At 58.8% G+C, this 21814-nt stretch carries 24 protein-coding genes and 2 pseudogenes; 16 read left to right on the forward strand and 10 right to left on the reverse strand.

Annotation, left to right across the window (positions count from 1 at the left end):
- Positions 1-106 precede the first annotated feature (106 nt).
- Positions 107-487 carry a hypothetical protein gene (locus tag ACP7BN_RS27125; RefSeq protein ID WP_426206871.1) on the reverse strand — a complete coding sequence of 127 codons (381 nt, stop codon included), beginning with the start codon at positions 485-487 and terminating at the stop codon, positions 107-109.
- Between the two features lie 196 nt (positions 488-683).
- On the opposite strand from ACP7BN_RS27125, the gene ACP7BN_RS27130 reads away from it, so the two are divergent.
- The 3 genes from ACP7BN_RS27130 to def all read left to right on the forward strand — a co-directional run bounded on the left by ACP7BN_RS27130 (position 684) and on the right by def (position 2544).
- Positions 684-875 (forward strand): CsbD family protein, encoded by a 192-nt coding sequence (locus ACP7BN_RS27130; RefSeq protein ID WP_420646360.1) that lies wholly within the window; start codon positions 684-686, stop codon positions 873-875.
- A gap of 176 nt (positions 876-1051) precedes the next feature.
- On the forward strand, positions 1052-2002 hold the full coding sequence (locus ACP7BN_RS27135) for a YihY/virulence factor BrkB family protein (protein WP_426206872.1): 951 nt from the start codon (positions 1052-1054) through the stop codon (positions 2000-2002).
- Positions 2003-2004: 2 nt separating this feature from the next.
- Positions 2005-2544: a peptide deformylase gene (gene def, locus ACP7BN_RS27140; protein WP_420646362.1), complete on the forward strand. Its 540-nt coding sequence runs from the start codon at positions 2005-2007 to the stop codon at positions 2542-2544.
- Here the strand turns inward: def and ACP7BN_RS27145 are convergent, their stop codons facing one another.
- Positions 2545-2964: a GNAT family N-acetyltransferase gene (locus ACP7BN_RS27145; protein ID WP_426206874.1), complete on the reverse strand. Its 420-nt coding sequence runs from the start codon at positions 2962-2964 to the stop codon at positions 2545-2547.
- Positions 2965-3717: 753 nt separating this feature from the next.
- Between ACP7BN_RS27145 and ACP7BN_RS27150 the strand changes: the two are divergent.
- Both ACP7BN_RS27150 and ACP7BN_RS27155 read left to right on the forward strand, forming a co-directional pair.
- Positions 3718-4494, forward strand: a pseudogene (locus tag ACP7BN_RS27150) (PAS domain-containing protein); the annotation flags it as partial.
- A 120-nt stretch (positions 4495-4614) separates the two neighbouring features.
- Positions 4615-5037: pseudogene (locus ACP7BN_RS27155) on the forward strand (methyl-accepting chemotaxis protein); the annotation flags it as partial.
- Positions 5038-5125: 88 nt separating this feature from the next.
- Here ACP7BN_RS27155 and ACP7BN_RS27160 read toward each other — a convergent pair.
- Positions 5126-5557 (reverse strand): PACE efflux transporter, encoded by a 432-nt coding sequence (locus ACP7BN_RS27160; RefSeq protein ID WP_420646364.1) that lies wholly within the window; start codon positions 5555-5557, stop codon positions 5126-5128.
- Positions 5558-5677: 120 nt separating this feature from the next.
- Between ACP7BN_RS27160 and ACP7BN_RS27165 the strand changes: the two genes are divergently transcribed.
- Positions 5678-6556, forward strand: coding sequence for a LysR family transcriptional regulator (locus ACP7BN_RS27165; protein WP_426206876.1), 879 nt, complete (start codon positions 5678-5680; stop codon positions 6554-6556).
- Positions 6557-6582: 26 nt separating this feature from the next.
- Here the strand turns inward: ACP7BN_RS27165 and ACP7BN_RS27170 are convergent, their stop codons facing one another.
- Positions 6583-7614, reverse strand: a complete 1032-nt coding sequence (locus ACP7BN_RS27170) for a LacI family DNA-binding transcriptional regulator (RefSeq protein WP_426206878.1) — start codon at positions 7612-7614, stop codon at positions 6583-6585.
- A gap of 215 nt (positions 7615-7829) precedes the next feature.
- Here ACP7BN_RS27170 and ACP7BN_RS27175 point away from each other — a divergent pair, with 215 nt between their 5' ends.
- Both ACP7BN_RS27175 and ACP7BN_RS27180 read left to right on the forward strand, forming a co-directional pair.
- Positions 7830-8363, forward strand: coding sequence for a gluconokinase (locus tag ACP7BN_RS27175; protein ID WP_426206879.1), 534 nt, complete (start codon positions 7830-7832; stop codon positions 8361-8363).
- Positions 8364-8445: 82 nt separating this feature from the next.
- Positions 8446-9798: a GntP family permease gene (locus ACP7BN_RS27180; RefSeq protein WP_426206881.1), complete on the forward strand. Its 1353-nt coding sequence runs from the start codon at positions 8446-8448 to the stop codon at positions 9796-9798.
- Positions 9799-9863: 65 nt separating this feature from the next.
- Here ACP7BN_RS27180 and alaC read toward each other — a convergent pair whose 3' ends face one another.
- On the reverse strand, positions 9864-11072 hold the full coding sequence (gene alaC, locus ACP7BN_RS27185) for an alanine transaminase (RefSeq protein ID WP_426206882.1): 1209 nt from the start codon (positions 11070-11072) through the stop codon (positions 9864-9866).
- Between the two features lie 139 nt (positions 11073-11211).
- Between alaC and ACP7BN_RS27190 the strand changes: the two genes are divergently transcribed.
- From ACP7BN_RS27190 to ACP7BN_RS27200, 3 genes are all read left to right on the forward strand, one after another.
- On the forward strand, positions 11212-11874 hold the full coding sequence (locus ACP7BN_RS27190; RefSeq protein WP_426206884.1) for a LysE family translocator: 663 nt from the start codon (positions 11212-11214) through the stop codon (positions 11872-11874).
- Between the two features lie 67 nt (positions 11875-11941).
- Positions 11942-12436 (forward strand): GyrI-like domain-containing protein, encoded by a 495-nt coding sequence (locus ACP7BN_RS27195; protein WP_426206885.1) that lies wholly within the window; start codon positions 11942-11944, stop codon positions 12434-12436.
- 314 nt (positions 12437-12750) lie between these two features.
- Positions 12751-13239: a GNAT family N-acetyltransferase gene (locus tag ACP7BN_RS27200; protein ID WP_426206886.1), complete on the forward strand. Its 489-nt coding sequence runs from the start codon at positions 12751-12753 to the stop codon at positions 13237-13239.
- Positions 13240-13361: 122 nt separating this feature from the next.
- Here the strand turns inward: ACP7BN_RS27200 and ACP7BN_RS27205 are convergent, their stop codons facing one another.
- Both ACP7BN_RS27205 and ACP7BN_RS27210 read right to left on the reverse strand, forming a co-directional pair.
- Positions 13362-13967: a pyridoxamine 5'-phosphate oxidase family protein gene (locus ACP7BN_RS27205; protein ID WP_426206888.1), complete on the reverse strand. Its 606-nt coding sequence runs from the start codon at positions 13965-13967 to the stop codon at positions 13362-13364.
- Positions 13968-13985: 18 nt separating this feature from the next.
- Positions 13986-14471, reverse strand: a complete 486-nt coding sequence (locus tag ACP7BN_RS27210) for a GNAT family N-acetyltransferase (protein WP_426206890.1) — start codon at positions 14469-14471, stop codon at positions 13986-13988.
- Positions 14472-14613: 142 nt separating this feature from the next.
- Here ACP7BN_RS27210 and ACP7BN_RS27215 point away from each other — a divergent pair, with 142 nt between their 5' ends.
- The 3 genes from ACP7BN_RS27215 (at position 14614) to ACP7BN_RS27225 (ending at position 16689) form a co-directional block, all read left to right on the forward strand.
- Complete coding sequence (locus ACP7BN_RS27215) at positions 14614-15039, forward strand: YybH family protein (protein WP_426206891.1); 426 nt, start codon at positions 14614-14616, stop codon at positions 15037-15039.
- Between the two features lie 66 nt (positions 15040-15105).
- Positions 15106-15450, forward strand: a complete 345-nt coding sequence (locus ACP7BN_RS27220) for a YciI family protein (RefSeq protein WP_426206892.1) — start codon at positions 15106-15108, stop codon at positions 15448-15450.
- A gap of 3 nt (positions 15451-15453) precedes the next feature.
- Complete coding sequence (locus ACP7BN_RS27225; protein ID WP_426206893.1) at positions 15454-16689, forward strand: RNA polymerase sigma factor; 1236 nt, start codon at positions 15454-15456, stop codon at positions 16687-16689.
- A 142-nt stretch (positions 16690-16831) separates the two neighbouring features.
- On the opposite strand, the gene ACP7BN_RS27230 is transcribed toward ACP7BN_RS27225, so the two are convergent.
- Positions 16832-17686, reverse strand: a complete 855-nt coding sequence (locus tag ACP7BN_RS27230; protein ID WP_420646379.1) for a LysR family transcriptional regulator — start codon at positions 17684-17686, stop codon at positions 16832-16834.
- Positions 17687-17775: 89 nt separating this feature from the next.
- On the opposite strand from ACP7BN_RS27230, the gene ACP7BN_RS27235 reads away from it, so the two are divergent.
- A complete protein-coding gene (locus tag ACP7BN_RS27235; protein ID WP_426206895.1) occupies positions 17776-18207 on the forward strand; it encodes a multidrug/biocide efflux PACE transporter in 432 nt (143 codons plus the stop codon).
- A gap of 171 nt (positions 18208-18378) precedes the next feature.
- On the opposite strand, the gene ACP7BN_RS27240 is transcribed toward ACP7BN_RS27235, so the two are convergent.
- Positions 18379-19134: an SDR family NAD(P)-dependent oxidoreductase gene (locus tag ACP7BN_RS27240; protein WP_426206897.1), complete on the reverse strand. Its 756-nt coding sequence runs from the start codon at positions 19132-19134 to the stop codon at positions 18379-18381.
- Between the two features lie 120 nt (positions 19135-19254).
- On the opposite strand from ACP7BN_RS27240, the gene ACP7BN_RS27245 reads away from it, so the two are divergent.
- Positions 19255-20151 carry a LysR family transcriptional regulator gene (locus tag ACP7BN_RS27245; protein WP_426206899.1) on the forward strand — a complete coding sequence of 299 codons (897 nt, stop codon included), beginning with the start codon at positions 19255-19257 and terminating at the stop codon, positions 20149-20151.
- On the opposite strand, the gene ACP7BN_RS27250 is transcribed toward ACP7BN_RS27245, so the two are convergent.
- On the reverse strand, positions 20135-21748 hold the full coding sequence (locus ACP7BN_RS27250; RefSeq protein WP_420651198.1) for an inorganic phosphate transporter: 1614 nt from the start codon (positions 21746-21748) through the stop codon (positions 20135-20137). The two genes, ACP7BN_RS27245 and ACP7BN_RS27250, sit on opposite strands and share 17 nt — an antisense overlap.
- Positions 21749-21814: the final 66 nt, after the last annotated feature.

The raw sequence follows: 21814 nt of genomic DNA on the forward strand, positions 1-21814 counted from the left end.
TCTTCACGACTTGCAGCTTGAAGCTGTCGTCGAATGCCCTGCGTTTTTTGGTCATGAATAACTCCTCGATAGATGCATTTTCCACCTATCGGGGTGTCCGGGGAAATTAGACCACTGCAAACGGCGCAAAATTCACGTTAGTCCCCGTCGGCCGCATGTCCTGCAGATACGAATCCTTATCCGCACTCAGCTCCAGACTCAAAGCAGCCTTACGCTTGCCTTCATTGCGAATCACCAGCCCTTCAAGCTTCTCACGCAAAAACACCGTCGGCACTTTCAGGTGCAGCAACTCATCGGTATCCGGCGTGTGCATCAGCAGGTGAATCCACTCGTATTGACCGACCGCCAGACGTGTCACCGGCAAATCGAACCACCAGATATTGCGGTTACGGTTCAGTTCGGCGAAGTGGCAGTTGTTGCTGCCGAGCACGGCGCCGCCCAGTTCCTGGTTGCGACGGGCGATGGCCAGTTTTTTATCGAGTTTCATAACATTCCTGCGGGATCGGTTCCTGGCGCGTGGCGCCCATATGCTGCGCATTCTCGTGGGTTGGCAGGCAAACATAAAGCCCAACCTGCATCGCGCGACGAAATGAGCCGCGAAAAAAAATGAAACTTGGCGCAAATCTGCCCGGTCAATCATTACGTACTGACTTTTCCACCTAATTGCACCAAGGAGAAACACCATGAGTAGCACAGGCGATAAAGTAAAAGGCATGGCCAACGAAGCAGTCGGCAACGTCAAGCAAGGCGTCGGTAAAGCCACCGACAACGACAAGCTGCAAGTAGAAGGCAAGATCCAAGAGAAAAAAGGCGAAGCCCAGCAAGCTGTCGGCAAAGCCAAAGACGCTATCAAAAAAGGCGTCGACAAGGCCTGATCCGGCCTTGAACGAAACACCGAAGCGGCCATCCAAGGATGGCCGTTTTTGTATGTTGTTCACATACAGTCACGGATCCTAGTGTTTCAAAGCTGCCATTTAGGCTACTTTGATCAGAGAAAACGGCCCCTGAGTCGCCACGACTTCAACCTGTTCTGCGGCGAAAGGAGACGCGAATGATTTTTCCAGCCATGAAAGGCTTGCCCCTGCACCGGGTGATGGTGCGCACGGTCACGGAATTTATCGACGACGAAATGTCGACCTATGCTTCGGCACTGGCCTACCAGATGCTGTTCTCGCTGTTCCCGTTTATTCTGTTTCTGATTGCCCTGATCGGTTTCCTGCACCTGCCGGACTTCTTCTCCTGGCTGCGCCTGCAATCGGAACTGGTCCTGCCCCCGCAAGCGCTGGAACAGGTCAACCCGGTCATCGATCAGTTGCAGCAGTCCAAAGGCGGCCTGCTCTCGGTGGGTATCGTCATCGCCCTGTACACCGCGTCCGCCGGCGTGCGTCTGATGATGAGCGCGATGAACGCCGCTTACGACGTGGTCGAAGGCCGTCCGGTATGGAAGCGTTTCCCGCTGTCGATCATCTACACCGTCGGCATCGCCGGCATGCTGTTGGCCGCCGCCGCTTTAATGGTGCTCGGGCCGCAGGTGATGGGCTGGATTGCCGGGCAGTTTGGTCTGGAAGAATTCATCGTCACGGTGTGGACCATCGCGCGCTGGCCGGTGATCGTGATTCTGATGATGGTCGCCGTGGCACTCATCTACTACGTGATGCCCGATGTGAAGCAGGAATTCCGCTTCATCACCCCCGGCTCGGTGCTGGCGGTGGTGGTGTGGATCATCGCGTCGTTGGGTTTCGCGTTCTACGTCAAAACGTTCGCCAACTACAACGCGATGTACGGCAGTATCGGCGCGATCATCGTGCTGTTGCTGTATTTCTACATTTCCGCCGCAGTGCTGTTGCTCGGTGCGGAAATGAATGCGGTGATCGAACACATGTCCAGCGAGGGCAAGGACCCGGGCGAGAAAGTCCCGGGCGAACTCGACGAACACCCCAAACAACACGTTTCCGGCCTTGGACGCGATCACTCGCTCAAGCCCAACACTGACGAAGCCTGATCATGATCCGTGAAATCCTGAAAATGGGCGATGAACGCCTGCTGCGCATCGCCCCACCGGTACCGCCGGAAATGTTCGACAGCCCGGAGCTGTGGCAACTGATCGACGACATGTTCCAGACCATGGAAAGTGTCGGCGGCGTCGGTTTGGCCGCACCGCAGATCGGCGTCGATCTGCAACTGGTGATTTTTGGTTTCGAGCACAGCGAGCGTTACCCGGATGCCGAAGCGGTGCCGCAGACGATCCTGATCAATCCGTTGATCACGCCGCTGAATACGCTGACCGAGGAGGGCTTTGAAGGCTGTCTGTCGGTGCCGGGTCTACGCGGGGCGGTGGATCGTTATCAGCAGATTCGCTATGAGGGCTATGATCCGAAGGGAGAGCCGATTGTGCGCGTGGCCTCGGGGTTCCATGCGCGAGTGGTGCAGCATGAATGCGATCACCTGATCGGGCGGTTGTATCCGTCGCGCATTACCGACTTCAGCAAATTCGGATTTACCGAAGTGCTGTTCCCGGATCTTGATCCAGCTGCGGACGACTGATCAGCCGAGGCGCGGCGCCAGTTCCATCGCAATCATCGGCTTGCTCCGCGCATACCGGCTCAGGCGCTCGGCCATCGCTTGCGGCAATTCGGGATCAAAGCTGAAACCGCGCCGCTCGTAAAAACCGCGCAAGTCCGGATGGCAGAACAACCACACCGGCTCCTCCACACCCGACACTGCAGCGTCAATCAACTGCGCGGCGATGCCTTGCTCACGACACGCCGGATCAACAAACAACCCCGTCAGCCAATGCCCTCCCGAAACGTGCCGCAAGCACAGCGCCCCAACGATTTCATCACGCCGCGCCACCCACAGTTGCGCCTCGCGCACGGCTTTCATCGGCGATTGATGGGCGCGGTAGAACTTGTTCAGCAACGGCCAGGACAGGTCGTCGAGCAGGGCATAGCGAGTATCGGTCATGGGTTCAGACTGTCGGTGCAAAGGTCGGCGATTATAAAACAACGCGCGTCCCGCGATAGGTGTATACCTGAGTTCACATCCCCTGTGAGTGGAGTACGCATCATGTCCAAAGGTATGGATTCAAAGAAAGCCGCGAAGAAAAAACCGGCCAAGACTGCGATTGAGAAACGGCATGAGAAAAAGGCCAAGAAACTCGACATCTTCGGTCATTGATCACGCCCATCGGGAGCCCGTTTCTGAGCTCCCTTTATTTCCCGTGTAGCTGACCTGTTTCCAAGCCTGTGCGACCGCCCGGTCAACCAAATCTTCGCTGAACCGTTTCACTTCCGATCTTTGTCCTAAGTCACCCCGATACTGGCCGACTAGTGGCCTTGCGCGCGGCTTTGCGCTGGCTATGCTGACACCTGACTAACTATGTCGACCGCAATACCATGCGCCTCGACTGCAAACCGTTAGCTACTGATCAAAGCTGCCAGAGTGCGCGACCCAAGGCACCGGACACTGAACCAACAAGGAGCATGACTTACATGGAAGTTCTTCTGCATGTTAGGAATGGCCCGCTCGCGGGCTATCAAGAGAAGGATGTCTTGATTAGAGCGTTGCTGCACGGACCCTCCGATTGATCATCAGTTATCACCTGACAACTTCCTCCCGTGGAGGAAGGCGTGTGCCTGTTCTTCGGAACGTAGTGGTAGATCTTGAAAGACCTGAACTTTCATCAAATCAAAAGACCGCGCGGAAGGTGATAGAGACATGTTCAACCTACATCACAAGGCTGACCTGCAGGAAATCGAGCGCTTTAGTTGCGCACTGACCGAGGCCAACGCCAAGTTGGCGGCGATCAGCCGTTCGATGGCAATGATCGAATTCACCCCCGACGGCATCGTGCTGGATGCCAATGACAACTTCTGTAAAACCATGGGCTACAGCGCCGAGGAAGTGCGCGGCAAACACCATCGGATCTTCTGCGAAGAGGTATTTTATCGCAGCGAAGAATACGCAAAACTCTGGCGCGACCTGGCCCGTGGCGAACCAATCAGCGGGACGTTTCTGCGCCTGAACAAAAGCGGCCGGGAGATCTGGCTCGAAGCCAGTTACATGCCGGTGTACGGCCCGGACAAACAAGTAAAAAGCGTGATCAAAGTCGCCTCTGACATCACCGCACGGATCAACAAGGAGCATGAAGAAGAAAGCATGCTCGCGGCGATCGGTCGTTCGATGGCGGTGATCGAGTTCACGCCGGATGGCAATGTCATCACCGCCAACGAGAACTTCGTCAAGACCATGCAGTACTCGCTCGGCGAAATCGTCGGGCATCATCACAGTATGTTTTGTCATCGCGCTGAAGCCGAGTCTGCGCAATACAAGGCTTTCTGGGCCTCGCTCAATCGCGGCGAATATCACTCGCATCGTTTTGAACGCAAGAACAAGTCCGGGCAAATGGTTTACCTGGAAGCGTCTTACAACCCGTTGTTCGATGCCAAGGGCCGGCTGTACAAAGTGGTCAAGTTCGCCAGCGACATCACTCACCAGATGACCACGTTGCAGAACGCGGCGGAATCGGCCCACAGCACGTCAGTGCAAAACGACGCCTGTGCGCAAAAAGGCTCACAGGTGGTGCAGCAAACGGTGCAGATCATTCAGGATATTTCCCGCGACCTCAACGAAGCGGCGCAGAGCATCGATGCGGTGAGCAAACAGTCGGACATCATCGGCACCATCGTCCAGACCATTCGCGGCATTGCCGATCAGACCAACCTGCTGGCACTCAACGCGGCCATCGAAGCGGCGCGGGCCGGCGAGCATGGGCGCGGTTTTGCCGTGGTCGCGGATGAAGTGCGCAGTCTGGCTGCGCGTACCAGTCAGGCGACGCTGGAAATTGTCGAAGTGGTGCGCAAGAACCACGATCTGTCACTCAGCGCGGTGTCGAGCATGCAGTCGAGCCTGAGCCGCACCGGGTTGGGTGTGGAACTGGCGAACGAGGCGGGGGAGGTGATTCTGGAGATTCAGCAGGGATCGCGGCATGTGGTGGATGCGATCAGTCAGTTCAATGAGACGTTACAGTTGAACTGAGTTACTGGCAAACCACTGCAGGAGTGAGCCTGTTCGTGAGCAGGCTCACTCCTGCATAAGGATTCCCTTCACCAGTAACCGGACGTTACTACACCGGATCCGGCAACGCCGAGGCCGGCAAACCAAACACCCGATCAAACAACCAGTTGAACGCGAACGTGTAGCACGGGATAAACACGATTAGCGCCAGATCCAGCAGAAACGCTTGCACCAGGCTGATGTTCATCCACCACGCGATCAACGGAATCAGGAACACAATCAACGTCAGTTGAAACCCGACCGCGTGGGCAATCCGCCGTTTAACTGTGCGGGTGCGTGACACCTGACGGCTTTCCCACTGCTCGAACAGCGTGGTGTAGATGAAATTCCAGGTCACAGCGATGGTGGTGATGATCACCGCCAGCGGCCCGGTGCTGCCCGGGGAAGTGCCGGACAACAACGCTAGGCCGAGGGCGGAAAAGGTCATGCCGATCACTTCATAAAGTGAAACGTAGACCAGTTTGCGTTTGACGCCTTGCATGCGGATTGCCTCTTTCTTGCGACTGATTGGCCAATGGGGCTGGCGAAGGCGACGAAAGATAGCTTCAATAGGCGTGATAGAAAAAGTCAGCAGCTTTCAGTTTAATTGATAGGTCAAGCAGTGAATTTCAACAGCGACAGCATCGAACTGTTTCTCGCCGTGATCGAACGCGGCTCATTTTCCGCCGCAGCCCGCGCGCTGGGTAAAGTCCCGTCGGCGGTGAGCATGGGGATCGGCAACCTTGAAGCCGAACTCGGTTATCCACTGTTCGACCGCAGCTCTCGCGAACCGCAACCGACGGCGATGGCGCTGTCACTGGTGCCGCAGGCGCGGCTGATTGCCGATCAGCTCAAGCAGTTGCGCGTGCATGCGGTGGAGTTGTCGCTGGGTCTTGAAAGCAAGCTGTCGATTGGCGTAGTGGCGGATATCGACCGTCGACGTTTGCTGGCAGCGATCAAGGTGATTGCCGAGCGCCATCCGCTACTGGAGATAGAAGTGCTGACCGCCCCGCAGGATGATGTGCTGGCGATGCTGCACAGCGGTCGCGTCAGCATCTGTCTGGCGTTCGCCGGGCTGAGCGTGAACGTGCTGGAGCGTTTTCAGTTCGTTGGCAGCGAGCGGATGATCGCCACGCTGGCTGCGGACAGCCCGTTGCTGCAGGGGCAGGATTTGTTTCTCGAGGATTTGCTGCATGTGCGGCAGATTTTCGTCGCAAGCCGCGATCTGCCGATCAGTGAAACGCGGCCACTGGTGGCTGAATCGCACTGGCGTACCGACAACCTCGAAACGGCGCTGGAGATGGTCGAGGCGGGATTAGGCTGGGGCAATTTCCCGCTGTCGGTGGTGCAACCGTGGCTGGATGCCGGCCGCTTGAAGCGGCTGAATTTTCGCAACATCGAAAACGGCCTGGTGCTGCCGGTGCATGCGGTGTGGCTCAAGAGCCAGCCGTTGCAAAAAGGCGCATTGGCCCTGGTCGAATTACTCGGTAGGCCTTTGTAGGAGCTGCCGAAGGCTCCTACATGGGATCAGGTGCTTTCGCGGATTTTCAGTTCGAAGCCCATGTCTTCCACCGGCCGCGCCACGCTGTTACCCGCCATCAACGTCAGCATCTGTTCCGCCGCCCGCCGGCCAATTGCCTCACGCGGGGTGTTGATACTGCTCAGGCGCGGCACCATGTGCTCGGACATCGGCAAGTCGTTGAAGCCGAGAATCGCCACCTGCTCAGGGATCTTGATCCCGTTGCGCAGCGCTTCCAGCAGCGCGCCCTGAGCCAGGTCGTCGTTGCCGAAGAAGATCGCATCGACATCCGGATGCGCCGCCAGCAGTTGCAGGAACAACTCGCCGCCCAAGCCCACCGAGGATGAACGCGGCGTCAGCACTTCCAGGTCCGGGTCGTAGCGTCCGGCCTTCTGCAACGCCTTGCGAAATCCTTCGCCACGCAACAACGTGCGCTGATCCAGCTGCGCGCCGATGTAGGCCAGACGTTTGCGTCCGCGTGACAGCAAGTGTTCGGCAGCGGTTTCGCCGGCGCTGAGCTGGGAGAAACCCACGCAATTCACGCCGGCGGCGCTATCGAGTTCCATCATGTACACGCAGGGAATATTGCTGGCCTCGATCATCCGTCGCGAACTCTCGGTGCGATCAAACCCGGTCAGCAGAAAACCGCGTGGCTGATAGGCCATGTAGTTGCGCAGCAGGTTTTCTTCTTCATCGCGCGAGTAGTGGAAGTTGCCGATCAGCACTTCAAAGCCCTTGGGCGTCAGTATCCGATGAATGGCTTCCAGTGTGTCGATGAACAACAAGTTGGACAGCGACGGCACCAACACCACCACCGAATGGCTCTGGGCCGAGGCCAGGGCACGGGCGGCCGGGTTGACCACATAGTTGAGTTCGAGCGCGGCTTTCTGCACTTTTTCCACCAGTTCGGTGGCGACCGTGCTGACCCCGCGCAAGGCGCGCGAGGCGGTAATCGGGCTGACGCCGGCCAGTCGGGCAACTTCATTCAGAGTGGGACGGCCGGTGGTGCGGGTATTTTTATCGTTTTTAGAGGTGGTCATCGGGCGGCTTGCCAAACAAAAATCAAGGCACTAAGGTAGCGCTGTCCTGATGCAGCTGCAAATGCGTGAGCGAGATCCTGCCTGATCCTTGCTTTTTGGCGTCGGGAACAAACCTGCTGCAACCCAAAAAAACGACAAGAAGGCGTCGGCAACTTCTACCCGAGCACTGAGTCATAATTTGCAAAGGTAGCGCTGTCTGCGCGCTGAGGTGTTTCATGAATCATCCCATCACCGCCCTGGTCATCATGGGCGTTGCCGGTTGCGGCAAGACGTGCGTCAGCGAGGCCTTGTGCCATTTGAGCGGCGCCACTGCCATTGAAGGCGATACTTTCCATCCGGCCGCGAACATCGAAAAGATGAGCGCGGGGATACCCCTGAACGATCAAGACCGCGCCGGCTGGCTCGACAGCCTGTGCGATGAACTGCGCCGCATCGACGCCACGGGCCAGCGCCCGGTGTTGACCTGTTCCGCACTCAAACACAGTTACCGCGAAGTGTTGCGCAGTGCCTTGCCGGGCCTGGGCTTCGTGTTTCTTGAGCTGACCCCTGAAGTGGCCGCCGAACGTGTGTCGCACCGCCCCGGCCATTTCATGCCTGCAACACTGATAGAAAGCCAGTTCGCCACCCTCGAATCGCCCAAGGGCGAGCCGCTGACCCTGGCGCTGAACGCTTCGATCCACAGCGTCGAAGAGCTGGCCGAGCAGGCCCACCAATGGTGGCAGGCCAACGGCTTGCAGCAGCCGGTATGAGAGTGATCGCGCAGATAGCGCTGTCCTCACGACTTCTGATTAACCCGCTTTAATAACAACAACAAGCCAGGAGACACCCCCTATGTTTGGCATGTCCCACGACGCGTACCTGCTGCTTGATGCAGTGGTCACGGTGATCGGACTCATCGTCCTGATCACCAAGTTCAAGCTGCATCCGTTCATTGCCCTGACCATTGCCGCTGCATTCCTCGGTCTGACTTCGGGCATGCCGATCGGCACCATCATCAAAGCGTTCCAGGACGGCTTCGGTGGCGTGCTCGGTTTCGTCGGCATCATCCTCGCGCTGGGCACCATGCTCGGCAAAATGATGGCTGAATCCGGTGGTGCCGATCAGATCGCCCAGACCCTGATTCGCGCGTTCGGCAAAGAACGCGTGCAATGGGCAATGATGTTCGCGGCGTTCCTGGTGGGCATTCCGCTGTTCTTCGAAATCGGCTTTGTCCTGCTGATTCCGCTGGTGTTCATCGTTGCGCGGCGCACCGGCGTGTCGATCATCAAGATCGGTATCCCGCTGCTCGCCGGTCTGTCCGCGGTGCACGGTCTGGTGCCGCCGCACCCGGGCCCGCTGCTGGCCATCGGGGTGTTTGGCGCAGACATCGGCAAGACCATTCTGTACGGTTTGATCGTGGCGCTGCCGACTGCGATCATTGCCGGCCCGATCTACGGCACGTTCATCGCCAAGTACATTCCGGGTCATCCGAATCAGGAACTGGTCGATCAACTGGCGCGTGAAAACGATTCTGCCGTGCTGCCAAGCTTCAGCATCACCTTGATTACCGTGCTGCTGCCGGTGTTCCTGATGCTGCTGAAAACCTTCGCTGACGTCGCGCTGCCGGACGGGCACTTCTTCCGCATCTGGATGGACATGATCGGTCACCCGATCTCAGCGTTGCTGCTGGCATTGCTGCTGTCGCTGTACACCTTCGGCTACAAGCAGGGCATCGGTTCGAATCAGATGCTCAAATGGCTCGACGCGAGCCTGGCGCCAACCGCAGCGATTATTCTGATCATCGGTGCCGGCGGTGGCTTCAAGCAGATGCTGGTGACCAGCGGCGTGGGCGACGTGATCGGCCACATGGCGGTCAGCGCGCAGATCTCGCCGATCTTGCTGGCGTGGCTGGTGGCGGCGGTGATCCGCATCGCAACTGGTTCGGCGACTGTCGCGACCATTACTGGCGCGGGCATTGTGGTGCCGGTGGTGGGGATGATTCCGGGCGTCAACCGTGAGTTGCTGGTGCTGGCCACTGGTGCAGGTTCGCTGATCCTGTCCCACGTTAACGACGCCGGCTTCTGGCTGGTGAAGCAGTACTTCAACATGACCGTGGCCGAAACCTTCAAGACCTGGACCGCGATGGAAACCATCCTGTCGGTGGTGGCGCTGGGCTTCATTCTGCTGTTGTCGATGTTCGTATAAGTCAGCGATCCGCAGGCACAAAAAAACCGCAGCGATGCGGTTTTTTTGTGGGTGAAATTTGCGGGTTATTTGGTGACTAACCCATCCGCCCGGAACATCCCGCGAATCCCGCGTACGGCCTGACGGATCCGGTCCTGGTTTTCGATCAGCGCGAACCGCACATGATCGTCGCCATATTCACCAAAGCCCACACCCGGCGAGACGCAGACCTTGGCCTCGGCCAGCAGTTTCTTGGCAAACTCCAACGAACCGAGATGCGCGTAAGCCTCGGGAATCTTCGCCCAGACGTACATCGAGGCTTTCGGGTTCTCGACCATCCAGCCCAGCTCATGCAGGCCTTTGACCAGCACATTCCGGCGTTGGCGATACTGCTCGGCGATGTCCAGCACGCATTGCTGATCGCCTTCCAGCGCAGCAATCGCCGCGACTTGCAGCGGGGTGAAGGTGCCGTAGTCGTGGTAGCTCTTGATTCGTGCCAGGGCGTTGACCAGTTCCGGGTTGCCGACCATGAAACCGATGCGCCAACCGGCCATGTTGTAGCTCTTGGACAGGGTGAAAAACTCCACCGCGATGTCCTTGGCCCCCGGCACCTGCATGATCGACGGGGCTTTCCAGCCGTCGTAGACGATGTCGGCATAAGCCAGATCGTGCACCACCAGTACGTCGTACTGCTTGGCGAGGGCGATCACCCTTTCGAAGAAATCCAGCTCTACGCACTGCGCGGTCGGGTTCGACGGGAAGCCGAGAATCATCATCTTCGGTTTCGGAATCGAGCCACGAATCGCCCGCTCCAGTTCAGCGAAGAAGTCCACGCCGGGCACCAGCGGCACCGAACGCACCTGTGCGCCGGCAATCACCGCGCCGTAGATGTGGATCGGATAGCTCGGGTTCGGCACCAATACCGTGTCGCCCTGATCCAGCGTGGCCAGCATCAAATGCGCCAGGCCTTCCTTGGAACCGATGGTCACGATGGCTTCGCTTTCCGGGTCGATATCGACCTCGTAGCGCTTTTTGTACCAGTTGGAAATCGCCCGGCGCAGGCGCGGAATGCCTCTGGACGTGGAGTAACCGTGGGTGTCGTCACGTTGAGCGACTTGCACCAGTTTTTCGACAATGTGCGGCGGCGTGGCCCCGTCGGGGTTGCCCATACTCAAGTCGATGATGTCTTCGCCACGACGTCGCGCGGCCATCTTCAGCTCGGCGGTGATGTTGAAAACGTAAGGGGGGAGTCGATCTATGCGCGCAAAGCGGCGCGGCGAACCTTGTTCAGCCATGGGTGCCTCGGATAACGTAAGCGCCCGGAACCGTCCGAGCGACGCTGGTCACTACAGTGACCTGTTGCGCAAGATAAGGGCAGTGATGGCCGACTGTCCAGCCCGTGCCCACACAAATTTGTCCCAAGGAAAACGTTAGATGGAATTCACCAGTGGCTTCTTGTTGAGCCTGTCGCTGTGCCTGGATATCGGTGTGGCGAACATCGCGATGATCACCCTGGCGATGCAGCGTGGTTACTTTCAGGGCTTCGCGTTGGGCGTGGGTACCTGCGTCGGTGACTTGATCTACGCGGTACTGGCGCTGGCCGGGATGACGGTTTTGCTGCAATACGAAACTGTGCGCTGGGTGCTGTGGATCGGTGGTTCCGCGTTGTTGATCTACTTCGCGGCGAAGATGATCTACTCGGCGATTCACCACGAAGCCATGCTGGCCGCGACCGCCGAAGTGGGGCAGAACTCGCATCGCAAGGAATTCTTGCGTGGGATTTTTCTCGCCATGTCGTCGCCTAGCGCGATTCTCTGGTTCGCAGCGGTCGGTGGCACCTTGATCGCGCGTTCCGGTGGCGGCGGGCCATTGAGTTCGGCGTTGTTCCTCGGCGGATTTCTGTGTGCCGGACTGCTGTGGTCGGCCGGGCTGTGCTTCGCCGCGAGCCATGGCGGCAAGCTTTTGGGTGACAAGTTGCTGCGCTACTCGTACATGGCATCTGCAGCGATCTTCTGTTATTTCGCGGTATACGTGATCGTATCTGGCTACAACGAGTTTATCGGTGCGGCTGCCGTCGAGCAGTTGCACACGCTCTGACCGTGCGAAGTGGCTTTGGCTTTCTATACTCCCAGCCGAACCCCTCTTTTGTTCCAGGAGTCGAGTCATGGATGAGCAAAAACGCGTCGAAGTGGCTGAACCTCGCTTCGAACATGGACACTTCCTGCTGATTGCAGGCTTGGGTGATCGATTTACTCAGGAAACCGCGCACAAAATTCCGGCACTGTGGGAGAAATTCCTGCCGCATCTGGGCAAAATTCCCGGCCAGAAAGGCGAAGTGACCTACGGTGTCTGCTGCAATTTCGACGGCAAGGGCGGCTTCGATTACATCGCCGGGGTGGAAATCACCAAGCTCGATGAGTTGCCGCAGGACGTGTATCGCTGGATCGAAGTGCTGCCGCGCCAGTACGCGGTGTTTGAGCACCAAGGCTCGCTCGAACACCTGCCGCAGACCCTGCAGTACATCTACAAAACCTGGCTACCGAAGTCGCACTACGTTGAACTCAACGCCCCGGAACTGGAGCGTTACAGCGCGGATTTCAATCCGACGCTCAAGACCGGCAAGCTGGAAATCTGTGTGCCGGTCGAAACCAGAGACTGAACATCAGCCGGCAGCGTGAGTTACCCCCGCTGCCGGTTTATCACTGCTTGTCTCTGACACGACGTGCCCGCAACAGGTCGACGCCCAAAGTGATGAAGCCAAAAACGCTGATACCAGCCACCATCAACAGACCGATCTCAAAGCTGCTCATACGCTGTTTCCCCCACGGGTGATCAGAGACAAGCGTCAGCAATAACCTGCCGCGAATCCGAAGAAAAGCGCTTATACACAAGCTTTACGCCGCCAGGGCGGATCGATATGAGCGGCTTATTCCTTTATCCTTTGCCGCTTGTTTTCATTGATTTCGAGCCGCCATGAACATCGTCATCCGCAACGTCAGCGCCACTGACCTCGATCGCTGCTACGCCATCGAGACCCTCGCCTACGAAGGCGATGAAGCGGCGACCCGCGAAAAAATCGCCACGCGTATTGCCACCTGGCCGGACGGCTTCATCGTTGCCGAGGTGGACGGGGAGGTCGCTGGTTTTATCAACTCCGGCGCGGCGTTCGACGTGCAGATGTCCAACGAAGACTTCAAGGAACTGATCGGCCACGATCCGGCCGGGCCGAACGTGGTGATCATGTCGGTGGTGGTGCATCCGGATTATCAGGGGCAGGGCCTGGCCAAGCGCTTGTTGGGTGAATTCATCGAACGCATGCGCGGCTTGGGCAAAGCGACGATCCATCTGATGTGCAAAGAACAACACATCGCGCTGTATGCCGGATTCGGCTTTGCCTACATCAAACCGTCGGCATCCGACCACGGCGGAATGGCGTGGCACGAGATGATCCTGACCTTGTAAGTCATTACGCAAAACACTGTGGGAGCTGGCTTGCCAGCGATAGCGGTGGTTCAGCCGACATCAATGTTTGATGTACCGACGCCATCGCTGGCAAGCCAGCTCCCACAGTGGGCAGTGGTACGTCAGTAGAGGCTGTTTTGCACTCTGGCCGGCGCTTCACGGTCGTAGGTCTCGGCATCGAATTGGCCGTCGTTCAGACGTTTATGAAACGCCCCGGCTGTCGGCAATGCCGAACGCGGCAGATGCGTCTCAGGATTCCACGCATCCGAGCGCACAAACGCTTTCGAACAATGGAAAAACGCCGCGTCCACCGTCACCAGCAACACCGTGCGCGCCGGTTTGCCGTTGACTGCAAAGCTCTCCAGCAACGCCGGATCCGCACTGATGGTCGCGGTGCCGTTGACGCGCAGCGTCTCGCCAATCCCCGGAATGATGAACAGCAGCGACACGCGCGGATCGTGCAGCACATTGCGCAAGGTATCGATGCGGTTGTTGCCCGGTCTATCCGGCAACGCCAAGGTGCGTGAATCGATGATCCGCACAAACCCGGCCACGTCACCGCGCGGTGAACTGTCGAGGCCGTCGGCGCCCACCGAACTGACGACCACCAGCGGCGAGGCGCGGACCATCGCCTGATAGTCCTCGTTGAGAAAATCAATCTGCTTGCGTACCGCCCGCTCGTGCGGCTGTCCGTAAATCGCTTCCAGCGCTTCGATTGAGTCGATCATCGTGCATCCCTCGATGATTTAGAAAAACAGGCCCATGCGCCGTTCGTAACCGATCCGGCCCTTGTACGCTTCGCCGCTGTCGACGTAGCCATGTTTGGCGTACAGCGCGATGGCAGCATCGTTGTCGGCGTCGACCGACAGTTCCAGACCTTTGATTTCCGGCCAGGCCTGGCGGGCAACCTCTGGCAGCGCCTGCAAACACGCTTTGCCGTAACCCTTGCCCTGCGCCCGGCGATCGACCTGCAACGCGTGCAGTGTGGCGCTGTGTTCACCGGCCCACGCCGGCAGCACCGGCGGACGTTTGAGCAGCAGAAACGCGACTGGAATCTCATCGGCGAGCAGGGCAAAACCCTTCACGCCGGGCGCAGGTTTAGACAGCAAGGTGTGCAACGCACCGTGGATGTCGCCGGAGAATTTGATCTGCTCGGCGTGGATTTCAATCGCCTCGACCTGCTGTCGCTGGATGGCATTCAGGCTGTCGTAAGGCACGAGTCGGGCTGACACGGGAATTTCCTTTTTCCTACAAAGAAGAGCCTCGGATTCTAGCGACTTTGCCCGCCTGAGAAATTTTTTGTTGCAGCTGTCGATCCATCGATTCGCCAGACGACTAAGGGTGTCTTCACAACAAAAACCAAGGAGAACCCCCATGAGCGCACAAGCACAGATCCAGACCCTGATCGATACCTACCGCCAGGCCGTCATGGCCAAGGACGTGGAAAAAGTCATGGCCCTGTACGCCGACGACATCGTCTCGTTCGACGCTATCAAGGCCCTGCAATTCAAAGGCAAACCGGCCTACCGCGCGCACTGGCTGGCCTGCATGGAAATGTGCCCCGGCCCGCACATTTTCGAATTTCAGGAAATCGCCATCGAGACAGCGGACAGCATCGCGTTTGCGCACTGGGTAGCCAACTGTGGTGGCACCAATGAAAAGGGCGAAACCCAGAGTTGCTGGATGCGCGTCACCGCGTGCTACCGGCAGGAGGGCGCGGCGTGGAAGATTGTTCACGAGCACTGGTCGGCCCCGTTCGATCCGATGAGTGGCGCGACCTTGTTCGACGTTACGCCGTAAGCCGCGTCCGTTCGCCAAAGTGTCGATCTGCGGCCATAGTTGATCCGTTCCAGTCGGGAGAAAGCCATGAAATATCTATGTCTGGTGTACAGCGACGAGCACCTGCTGCATTCGCAGCCCGACAGCCCGGAGGATGCGGAATGCTGGGCCTACGCCGAGTCGATTCAGGGCAGTGGCCGCATGATTGCCGCTGAAGCTTTGGAGTCGGTGCAGACCGCCACCACCGTGCGTATGCGCAACGGCAAGTTGTCGATCACTGACGGCCCATTTGCTGAAACCAAGGAGCAACTGGCCGGGTTTTATCTGATCGATGCGCGCGATCTCAACGAGGCGCTTCAGGTCGCGGGGAATATCCCGGCAGCGCGGGTCGGCAGTGTCGAAGTGCGTCCCGTGCGCCAGTTGAACGTCTGACCGATGACCGACGCGGCGATCAAGGCGCGGGTCGAGCAGGTCTATCGCGAAGACTCGCGGCGGATTCTCGCGACCTTGATTCGTCTGCTCGGTGATTTCGATCTGGCCGAAGAGGCCTTGCATGAGGCGTTTTTCATCGCGGTCGAGCGCTGGCAGCGCGACGGCGTGCCGGACAATCCGCGCACCTGGCTGGTGTCCACCGGGCGTTTCAAAGCCATCGATGTGTTGCGCCGTCGCGCGCGGTTCAAGGCTTCGCAACCGCTGTTGCTGGCGCAACTTGAGGAACTGGAGCTGACCGACTGGAGCAATGAAGATGTGGAAGACGATCGTCTGCGGCTGATTTTCACCTGCTGCCACCCGGCGCTGGCGGCAGATGCGCAAGTGCCGCTGACCCTGCGTGAAGTCTGCGATCTCACCACCGAGGAAATCGCCCGCGCGTTTCTCTCGGCACCGGCGGCGATAGCCCAGCGCATCGTGCGCGCCAAAGCGAAAATCCGTGACGCAAAAATCCCCTATCAAGTGCCGAGCCTGAGCGAATTGCCCGAGCGGCTCGACAGTGTGTTGCGGGTGATTTATCTGGTGTTCAACGAAGGCTATTCGGCATCGGTCGGAGCGCAGGTGACCCGTGAAGACCTGACGCGTGAGGCGATTCGGCTGGGCCGATTGTTGATGGAGCTGCTGCCGGAACCGGAGGTGATGGGGCTGCTGGCGTTGATGCTGTTGCACGAGTCGCGGCGACCGGCGCGGTCTTCGGCCGAAGGTGAACTGGTGCTATTGGATGATCAGGATCGGCGGTTGTGGGATGGCGCCATGATTGCTGAAGGTTGCGCGCTGGTGGAGCGGGCGCTGAGCACCCGGCGGTTTGGCCCGTATTGCCTGCAAGCGGCGATTGCCGCGGTGCATGCCGAAGCGGCGACGGCGGGGGAGACGGATTGGGAGCAGATTGTCGGGCTGTATGACGTGTTGTTGCGGGCGGTGCCTTCGCCGGTGATCGAGTTGAATCGGGCGGTGGCAGTGGCCAAGCGTGATGGGGCGTTGGCCGGGTTGGTGTTGATTGAGGCGATTCTTGAGCGCAGAGAATTGCAGGATTACCACTTGGCGCATTCAGCGCGAGCGGAGTTTTGTCGGCAGTTGGGTCGGGTGGAGGAGGCGCGGGCGGCGTATCTGCGGGCGTTGGAGCTGACGCGGCAAGAGCCGGAGCGGCGGTTCATCGAGGCGCGGCTGCAAGCGTTGAGCTGATCTGAATGGTGCGCTGACAATACTGGCCTCTTCGCGGGCAAGCCCGCTCCCACAGTATCCGCGTCGTACAGAATATTTTTGAACACTGCAAAAAACTGTGGGAGCGGGCTTGCCCGCGAAGGGGCCCGAAAGACCGGTATATTTATTCCAGCATCTTGCTCAGCAACCAACTCCCCGCCGGCCCCGGCGGATACAGCCGCGACCACAGCGCATCGACAAACACCGGTTTCGGCCAGCCGCGCACTTTCAATTCCACCAGCAAGCCATTGCCGAAACGCCCCACCAGCCAGCGGGGCAACGGTGCCCAGCCGAAACCTTTTTCGGCCATTTCCAGCAGCATCAGATAACTCGGCGCCGACCACACCCGGCCTTTGCCGCGACTGTCATACGGATTGACGATGGTCGCCAGGCGCAATTCGCGATGCTGCGCCAGTTCTGCCTGATCGATGTGTTCGAGCTTAGCCAACGGATGGTCAAGGCCGACGAATAAGCCGATTTCAGTGTTCTCGGCAACTGTCGAGGTCTCCAGATCCGGCGGGTAGCTGTCGCGCATCTCGGCAAATCCCATGTGCGCGCGGCCACGCTGCACCAGTTCGATCATGTCGTCGCACTCGGCGATCAGGCATTCCAGCTCCAGATCCGGGTAACGCTGCTCGAAGCCGACCAAGGCTGCTTCGAATCGATCCGACTGATAAGTGTCGGAAATCACCACCGTCAGCTTCGGCTCGACGCCCTGTGCCAATTGCCGCGCAGTCATTTCCAGGCGATTGGTCGCCGCCAGAATCGCCTCGGCGCGTTGCAGCATGACGTGCCCTTCAGGCGTGAGCGTCGGCTTACGGCTGCTGCGATCAAAGAGGATCAGATCCAGATCAATCTCCAGGCTGGCCACTGCCGCACTGATGGTCGACTGACTGCGCCCCAATTTTCGCGCCGCCGCCGAAAACGAGCCTTGCGTGGCCGCTTGCACGAACGCCAGCAACACTTCTTGAGATGCCATGAACTATCGCCTTGATCGATGGTTATTGGTTATGAAGTATCGGGACAAGGCTGGATCATGGCAACCATCTTCACTCAAGGAGTCAGGCCATGACTGCCAACAAATCCATCACTGAACGTATTTTCCAGGCCATCGGTTTCGAGCTGCTGGCGATCCTGATCTGTACGCCGTTGCTGGCATGGATCATGGACAAACCGCTGCTCGACATGGGCCTGGTCACGTTGCTGATCGCCGCATTGGCGTTGGCGTGGAACGTGGTGTTTAACGGCTTTTTCGACCGCGCGTTGAAACGCATGAACGTCGAACACAACGCCTGGGTGCGGGTGGTGCATGCGCTGCTGTTCGAAGGCGGGTTGATCGTGATGGGCGTGCCGCTGATTGCCTGGTGGTTGTCGGTCAGTGTGTGGCAGGCGTTCTTGCTGGATATCGGCGTGCTGCTGTTTTTCCTGCCGTACACCTACGTTTATCACTGGGGTTATGACGTGGTGCGTGAGCGGTGGGTGACTGCTCGCACTGCCTGATTGTTAAACATCAATTTGTGGCGAGGGAGCTTGCTCCCGCTCGGCTGCGCAGCAGTCGCAAAACCGGACAACGCGAATAGCTGCGAATCCACGTGGTCTGGTTCTGGGGGCGCTGCGCACCCCAGCGGGAGCAAGCTCCCTCGCCACAATGATTGTGCATCTGTCTTGCAATCAGAGAAACATCCCGCCCGACGCTTCGACTCGTTGCCCGTTGATCCACTGCGCGCCCGGTGACAGCAGCAGCGCCAATGCACCACCAATGTCATCCGGCTGTCCGGCACGGCCCAGTGCAGTGTTTTCCGCGACCATCGCATTCACCGCCGCGTTGTCGCGTACGGCGCCGCCACCAAAGTCAGTCTCGATTGCGCCGGGTGCCAGCGTATTCACATTGATCTGACGTGAGCCCAACTCCTTGGCCTGATAGCGGGTCAGCACTTCAATCGCGCCTTTCATTGCTGCATAGGCACTGGCGCCCGGGATGCTGAAACGAGCGAGCCCGCTGGACACGTTGATGATCCGTCCGCCGTCGTTAATCAGCGGCAGCAGTTGCTGAGTCAGGAAGAACGGACCTTTGAAATGCACGTTCATCAACATGTCGAATTGCTCGACGGTAGTCTCGGCAAAACTCACATGCAGACCGACCCCGGCGTTGTTGATCAAGAAATCGAAACGTTCACGATCAAATTGTTGCAGCGCGTGCTCGACCTGCGTGGCGAACTCTGCAAAACCTTCACTTCGGCTCACGTCCAGCTGCAGCATCACAGCTCGGCCGCCGAGTTTTTCCACTTCTGCCACCAGCGCCTGAGCTTCATCGGCGCGGCTGTTGTAAGTGCCGATGATGTCCACACCTTGCGCGGCGAGGTGCAGTGCTGCGTTCTTGCCCAAGCCACGGCTGGCGCCAGTGATCAATGCGATTTTGCGGTTCATGTGTCGGCCTCGATTGCGGTGAGTGATGATGTGGCCCAGTTTATTTATCCGCTGTGGGGTGATAAACAGACTGAAAGCGGAATCACTGGTCGGATTGGCCGAACAATCAACGAGCGCAAAATGAACAAACTGGAACTGCTGCGCACTTTCGCGCGGGTCAGCGAATTGTCGAGTTTCACTCTCGCTGGTGAGAGCCTCGGACTGCCGCGTTCGACTGTTTCCGAGCATGTGCAAGCGCTTGAAACCTTGCTCGGCACACGTCTGCTGCAACGCACCACACGCAAAGTGCAGGCAACTCAGGACGGCCTGGTGTTGTACGAACGCAGCAAGGATCTGCTGTCGCACATGGACGAGATCGAAGGCCTGTTTCGTCAGGACGCCGCTTCGCTAAGCGGCCGCATCCGTATCGACATGCCGAACATCCTCGCCCGCCGCGTGGTGATGCCGCAGTTGCCGCAGTTCATGGATCGTTATCCGCAACTGGAACTGGAAATCAGCAGCACCGACCGCCGGGTGGATTTGCTCAGTGAAGGTTTCGATTGTGTGGTGCGGGTCGGCGCGCAACCGGATCAGTCTGTGGTAGCGCGGCATCTGTGCGACTTCAGCATGATCAACTGCGCCAGCCCGGCGTATCTGGCGCGCTATGGCGTGCCGCAGACGCTGGAGGATCTGGCACAGCATCGGCTGGTGCATTACGTCGGCGTGCTCGGTTCGCGCTCGGAAGGGTTTGTGTATGAAGAGCACGGCCAGATTCGCCGCGTGCCGATGGCCGGCAGTGTGACGGTCAACAGCACTGATGCTTACGAATCGGCCGCGTTGGGTGGTTTTGGTCTGGTGCAGATTCCGCATACCGGAATGAATGGCTATCTGCAGAGCGGTGAGTTGGTAGCCGTGCTACCGCAGTTCAACGCCCCGGCGATGGGCGTTTCACTGCTATATGCACGGCAACGGCATTTGCCGTTGCGCGTGCGGGTGTTCATGGATTGGCTGGGGGAGGTGGTCAGAAGATTTGGGTGAACAACCAATACAGGCTGCCGGATAGCAGGATTGCCGCAGGCAAGGTCAGCACCCACGCCATCAGCAGATTGCGGATGGTCCTCATCTGCAAACCACCGCCATTGGCGACCATCGTGCCTGCCACACCGGATGACAAAACATGCGTCGTGGATACCGGCAAACCAAACATGTCGGCAGCGCCAATCGTCAGCATCGCCACGGTTTCTGCCGAGGCACCCTGGGCGTAAGTCAGGTGGGTCTTGCCGATTTTCTCACCAACCGTCACCACGATCCTTTTCCAGCCAACCATGGTGCCCAGCCCGAGGGCGATGGCCACTGCGATCTTCACCCACAGCGGAATAAAGCGTGTGGCGTTGTCGATCTGTTGCTTGAACAGTTGCAGTTTGCCGCTGGTGTCGGCGTCGAAGTTGCCGACCTTGTTCTTGTCCATCAGGCGAATGGTTTCACTGGCCAGGTACATATCGTTGCGCACGTTGCCCATGGCTTCGGCCGGGACTTTCGCCAGTGAACCGTAGCCTTTGACTTCTTCGCCGATGTGCCCGGTGAGGGCGGCGAGGGCCGGGATCAATTGCGCGGTGGCTTCCTTGGTGCGCATGTAATCCGAAAGCACCGGGCGCGGATCGGCCGGGGCCGGCAGCGAGGTGTTTTTCACCAGCGCTTGCTGAGTGACTTGCGCCACCGCCGCAAATTGCAGTGATTGTTCTTCGGGCATGGTGCGGTTCAAGGCGTAGGCCATTGGCAGGGTGCCGACCAGAATCAGCATGATCAGGCCCATGCCTTTCTGCCCGTCGTTGGAACCGTGCGCGAACGACACGCCGGTGCAGGTCAAAATCAACAGACCACGAATCCACCACGGCGGCGGCGTGTTGCCTTCAGGCGCCTTGTACAGCGCACGATTCTTCACGAACGCGCGCAGCGCCAGCAGCAACAGTGCGGCAAAACCGAAGCCTACCAGCGGCGACAGCAGCAACGCGTAACCGATCTTGGTCGCCTGTGCCCAGTCGACGCCGCTGGTGCCGTCCCGTCCGTGCATCAAGGCATTCGCCACGCCGACGCCGATGATCGAACCAATCAGCGTGTGCGACGACGAGGCCGGCAGACCCAGCCACCAGGTGCCGAGGTTCCACAGAATCGCGGCGATCAGCAGTGCGAAGATCATCGCGAAGCCGGCGGACGAACCGACTTGCAGTATCAACTCCACCGGCAGCAACGCGATGATGCCGAACGCCACCGCGCCGCTCGACAGCAGTACGCCGAGGAAATTGAAGAACCCCGACCAGACCACTGCAACATTCGGCGGCAGCGAGTGGGTGTAGATCACCGTGGCCACAGCGTTGGCGGTGTCGTGGAAACCGTTGACGAACTCAAAACCCAGCGCAATCAACAGCGCCACGCCGAGCAGCAGGAAAGGCGTCCAGGTGGTGACCTGCGTGCCCAGTTCATGCATGTCGTGCATCAGGCTGTAGGCGGTGAACAGCATCCCCATGGCCAGCACTGCGAAAAAAATCACGTAGGTGAACGGGCTGGTTTTCTTGTCGAGCGCTGGCCGGCTGCTGGGGGCGGACGCTTGGCTGGCGGAAAGCGATGGAGTAGCCATGGGCGGACAATCCTGAGCGAAGAAAGGAATGTCGCCCATGATCGTTGCAGAATGTTACAGAGAGGC

The sequence above is a fragment of the Pseudomonas sp. TWP3-1 genome (assembly GCF_049896625.1).
In the GTDB taxonomy this organism is placed as follows: Bacteria; Pseudomonadota; Gammaproteobacteria; order Pseudomonadales; family Pseudomonadaceae; genus Aquipseudomonas.

Excerpts from the sequence above, each read along its gene's own strand:
- ACP7BN_RS27125 (WP_426206871.1), bottom strand. The coding sequence starts at position 487 with ATGAAACTCGATAAAAAACTGGCCATCGCCCGTCGCAACCAGGAACTG.
- ACP7BN_RS27130 (WP_420646360.1), top strand. The coding sequence starts at position 684 with ATGAGTAGCACAGGCGATAAAGTAAAAGGCATGGCCAACGAAGCAGTC.
- ACP7BN_RS27135 (WP_426206872.1), top strand. The coding sequence starts at position 1,052 with ATGATTTTTCCAGCCATGAAAGGCTTGCCCCTGCACCGGGTGATGGTG.
- def (WP_420646362.1), top strand. The coding sequence starts at position 2,005 with ATGATCCGTGAAATCCTGAAAATGGGCGATGAACGCCTGCTGCGCATC.
- ACP7BN_RS27145 (WP_426206874.1), bottom strand. The coding sequence starts at position 2,964 with ATGACCGATACTCGCTATGCCCTGCTCGACGACCTGTCCTGGCCGTTG.
- ACP7BN_RS27160 (WP_420646364.1), bottom strand. The coding sequence starts at position 5,557 with ATGCAAGGCGTCAAACGCAAACTGGTCTACGTTTCACTTTATGAAGTG.
- ACP7BN_RS27170 (WP_426206878.1), bottom strand. The coding sequence starts at position 7,614 with ATGACCACCTCTAAAAACGATAAAAATACCCGCACCACCGGCCGTCCC.
- ACP7BN_RS27175 (WP_426206879.1), top strand. The coding sequence starts at position 7,830 with ATGAATCATCCCATCACCGCCCTGGTCATCATGGGCGTTGCCGGTTGC.
- ACP7BN_RS27180 (WP_426206881.1), top strand. The coding sequence starts at position 8,446 with ATGTTTGGCATGTCCCACGACGCGTACCTGCTGCTTGATGCAGTGGTC.
- alaC (WP_426206882.1), bottom strand. The coding sequence starts at position 11,072 with ATGGCTGAACAAGGTTCGCCGCGCCGCTTTGCGCGCATAGATCGACTC.
- ACP7BN_RS27190 (WP_426206884.1), top strand. The coding sequence starts at position 11,212 with ATGGAATTCACCAGTGGCTTCTTGTTGAGCCTGTCGCTGTGCCTGGAT.
- ACP7BN_RS27195 (WP_426206885.1), top strand. The coding sequence starts at position 11,942 with ATGGATGAGCAAAAACGCGTCGAAGTGGCTGAACCTCGCTTCGAACAT.
- ACP7BN_RS27200 (WP_426206886.1), top strand. The coding sequence starts at position 12,751 with ATGAACATCGTCATCCGCAACGTCAGCGCCACTGACCTCGATCGCTGC.
- ACP7BN_RS27205 (WP_426206888.1), bottom strand. The coding sequence starts at position 13,967 with ATGATCGACTCAATCGAAGCGCTGGAAGCGATTTACGGACAGCCGCAC.
- ACP7BN_RS27215 (WP_426206891.1), top strand. The coding sequence starts at position 14,614 with ATGAGCGCACAAGCACAGATCCAGACCCTGATCGATACCTACCGCCAG.
- ACP7BN_RS27220 (WP_426206892.1), top strand. The coding sequence starts at position 15,106 with ATGAAATATCTATGTCTGGTGTACAGCGACGAGCACCTGCTGCATTCG.
- ACP7BN_RS27225 (WP_426206893.1), top strand. The coding sequence starts at position 15,454 with ATGACCGACGCGGCGATCAAGGCGCGGGTCGAGCAGGTCTATCGCGAA.
- ACP7BN_RS27230 (WP_420646379.1), bottom strand. The coding sequence starts at position 17,686 with ATGGCATCTCAAGAAGTGTTGCTGGCGTTCGTGCAAGCGGCCACGCAA.
- ACP7BN_RS27235 (WP_426206895.1), top strand. The coding sequence starts at position 17,776 with ATGACTGCCAACAAATCCATCACTGAACGTATTTTCCAGGCCATCGGT.
- ACP7BN_RS27240 (WP_426206897.1), bottom strand. The coding sequence starts at position 19,134 with ATGAACCGCAAAATCGCATTGATCACTGGCGCCAGCCGTGGCTTGGGC.
- ACP7BN_RS27245 (WP_426206899.1), top strand. The coding sequence starts at position 19,255 with ATGAACAAACTGGAACTGCTGCGCACTTTCGCGCGGGTCAGCGAATTG.
- ACP7BN_RS27250 (WP_420651198.1), bottom strand. The coding sequence starts at position 21,748 with ATGGCTACTCCATCGCTTTCCGCCAGCCAAGCGTCCGCCCCCAGCAGC.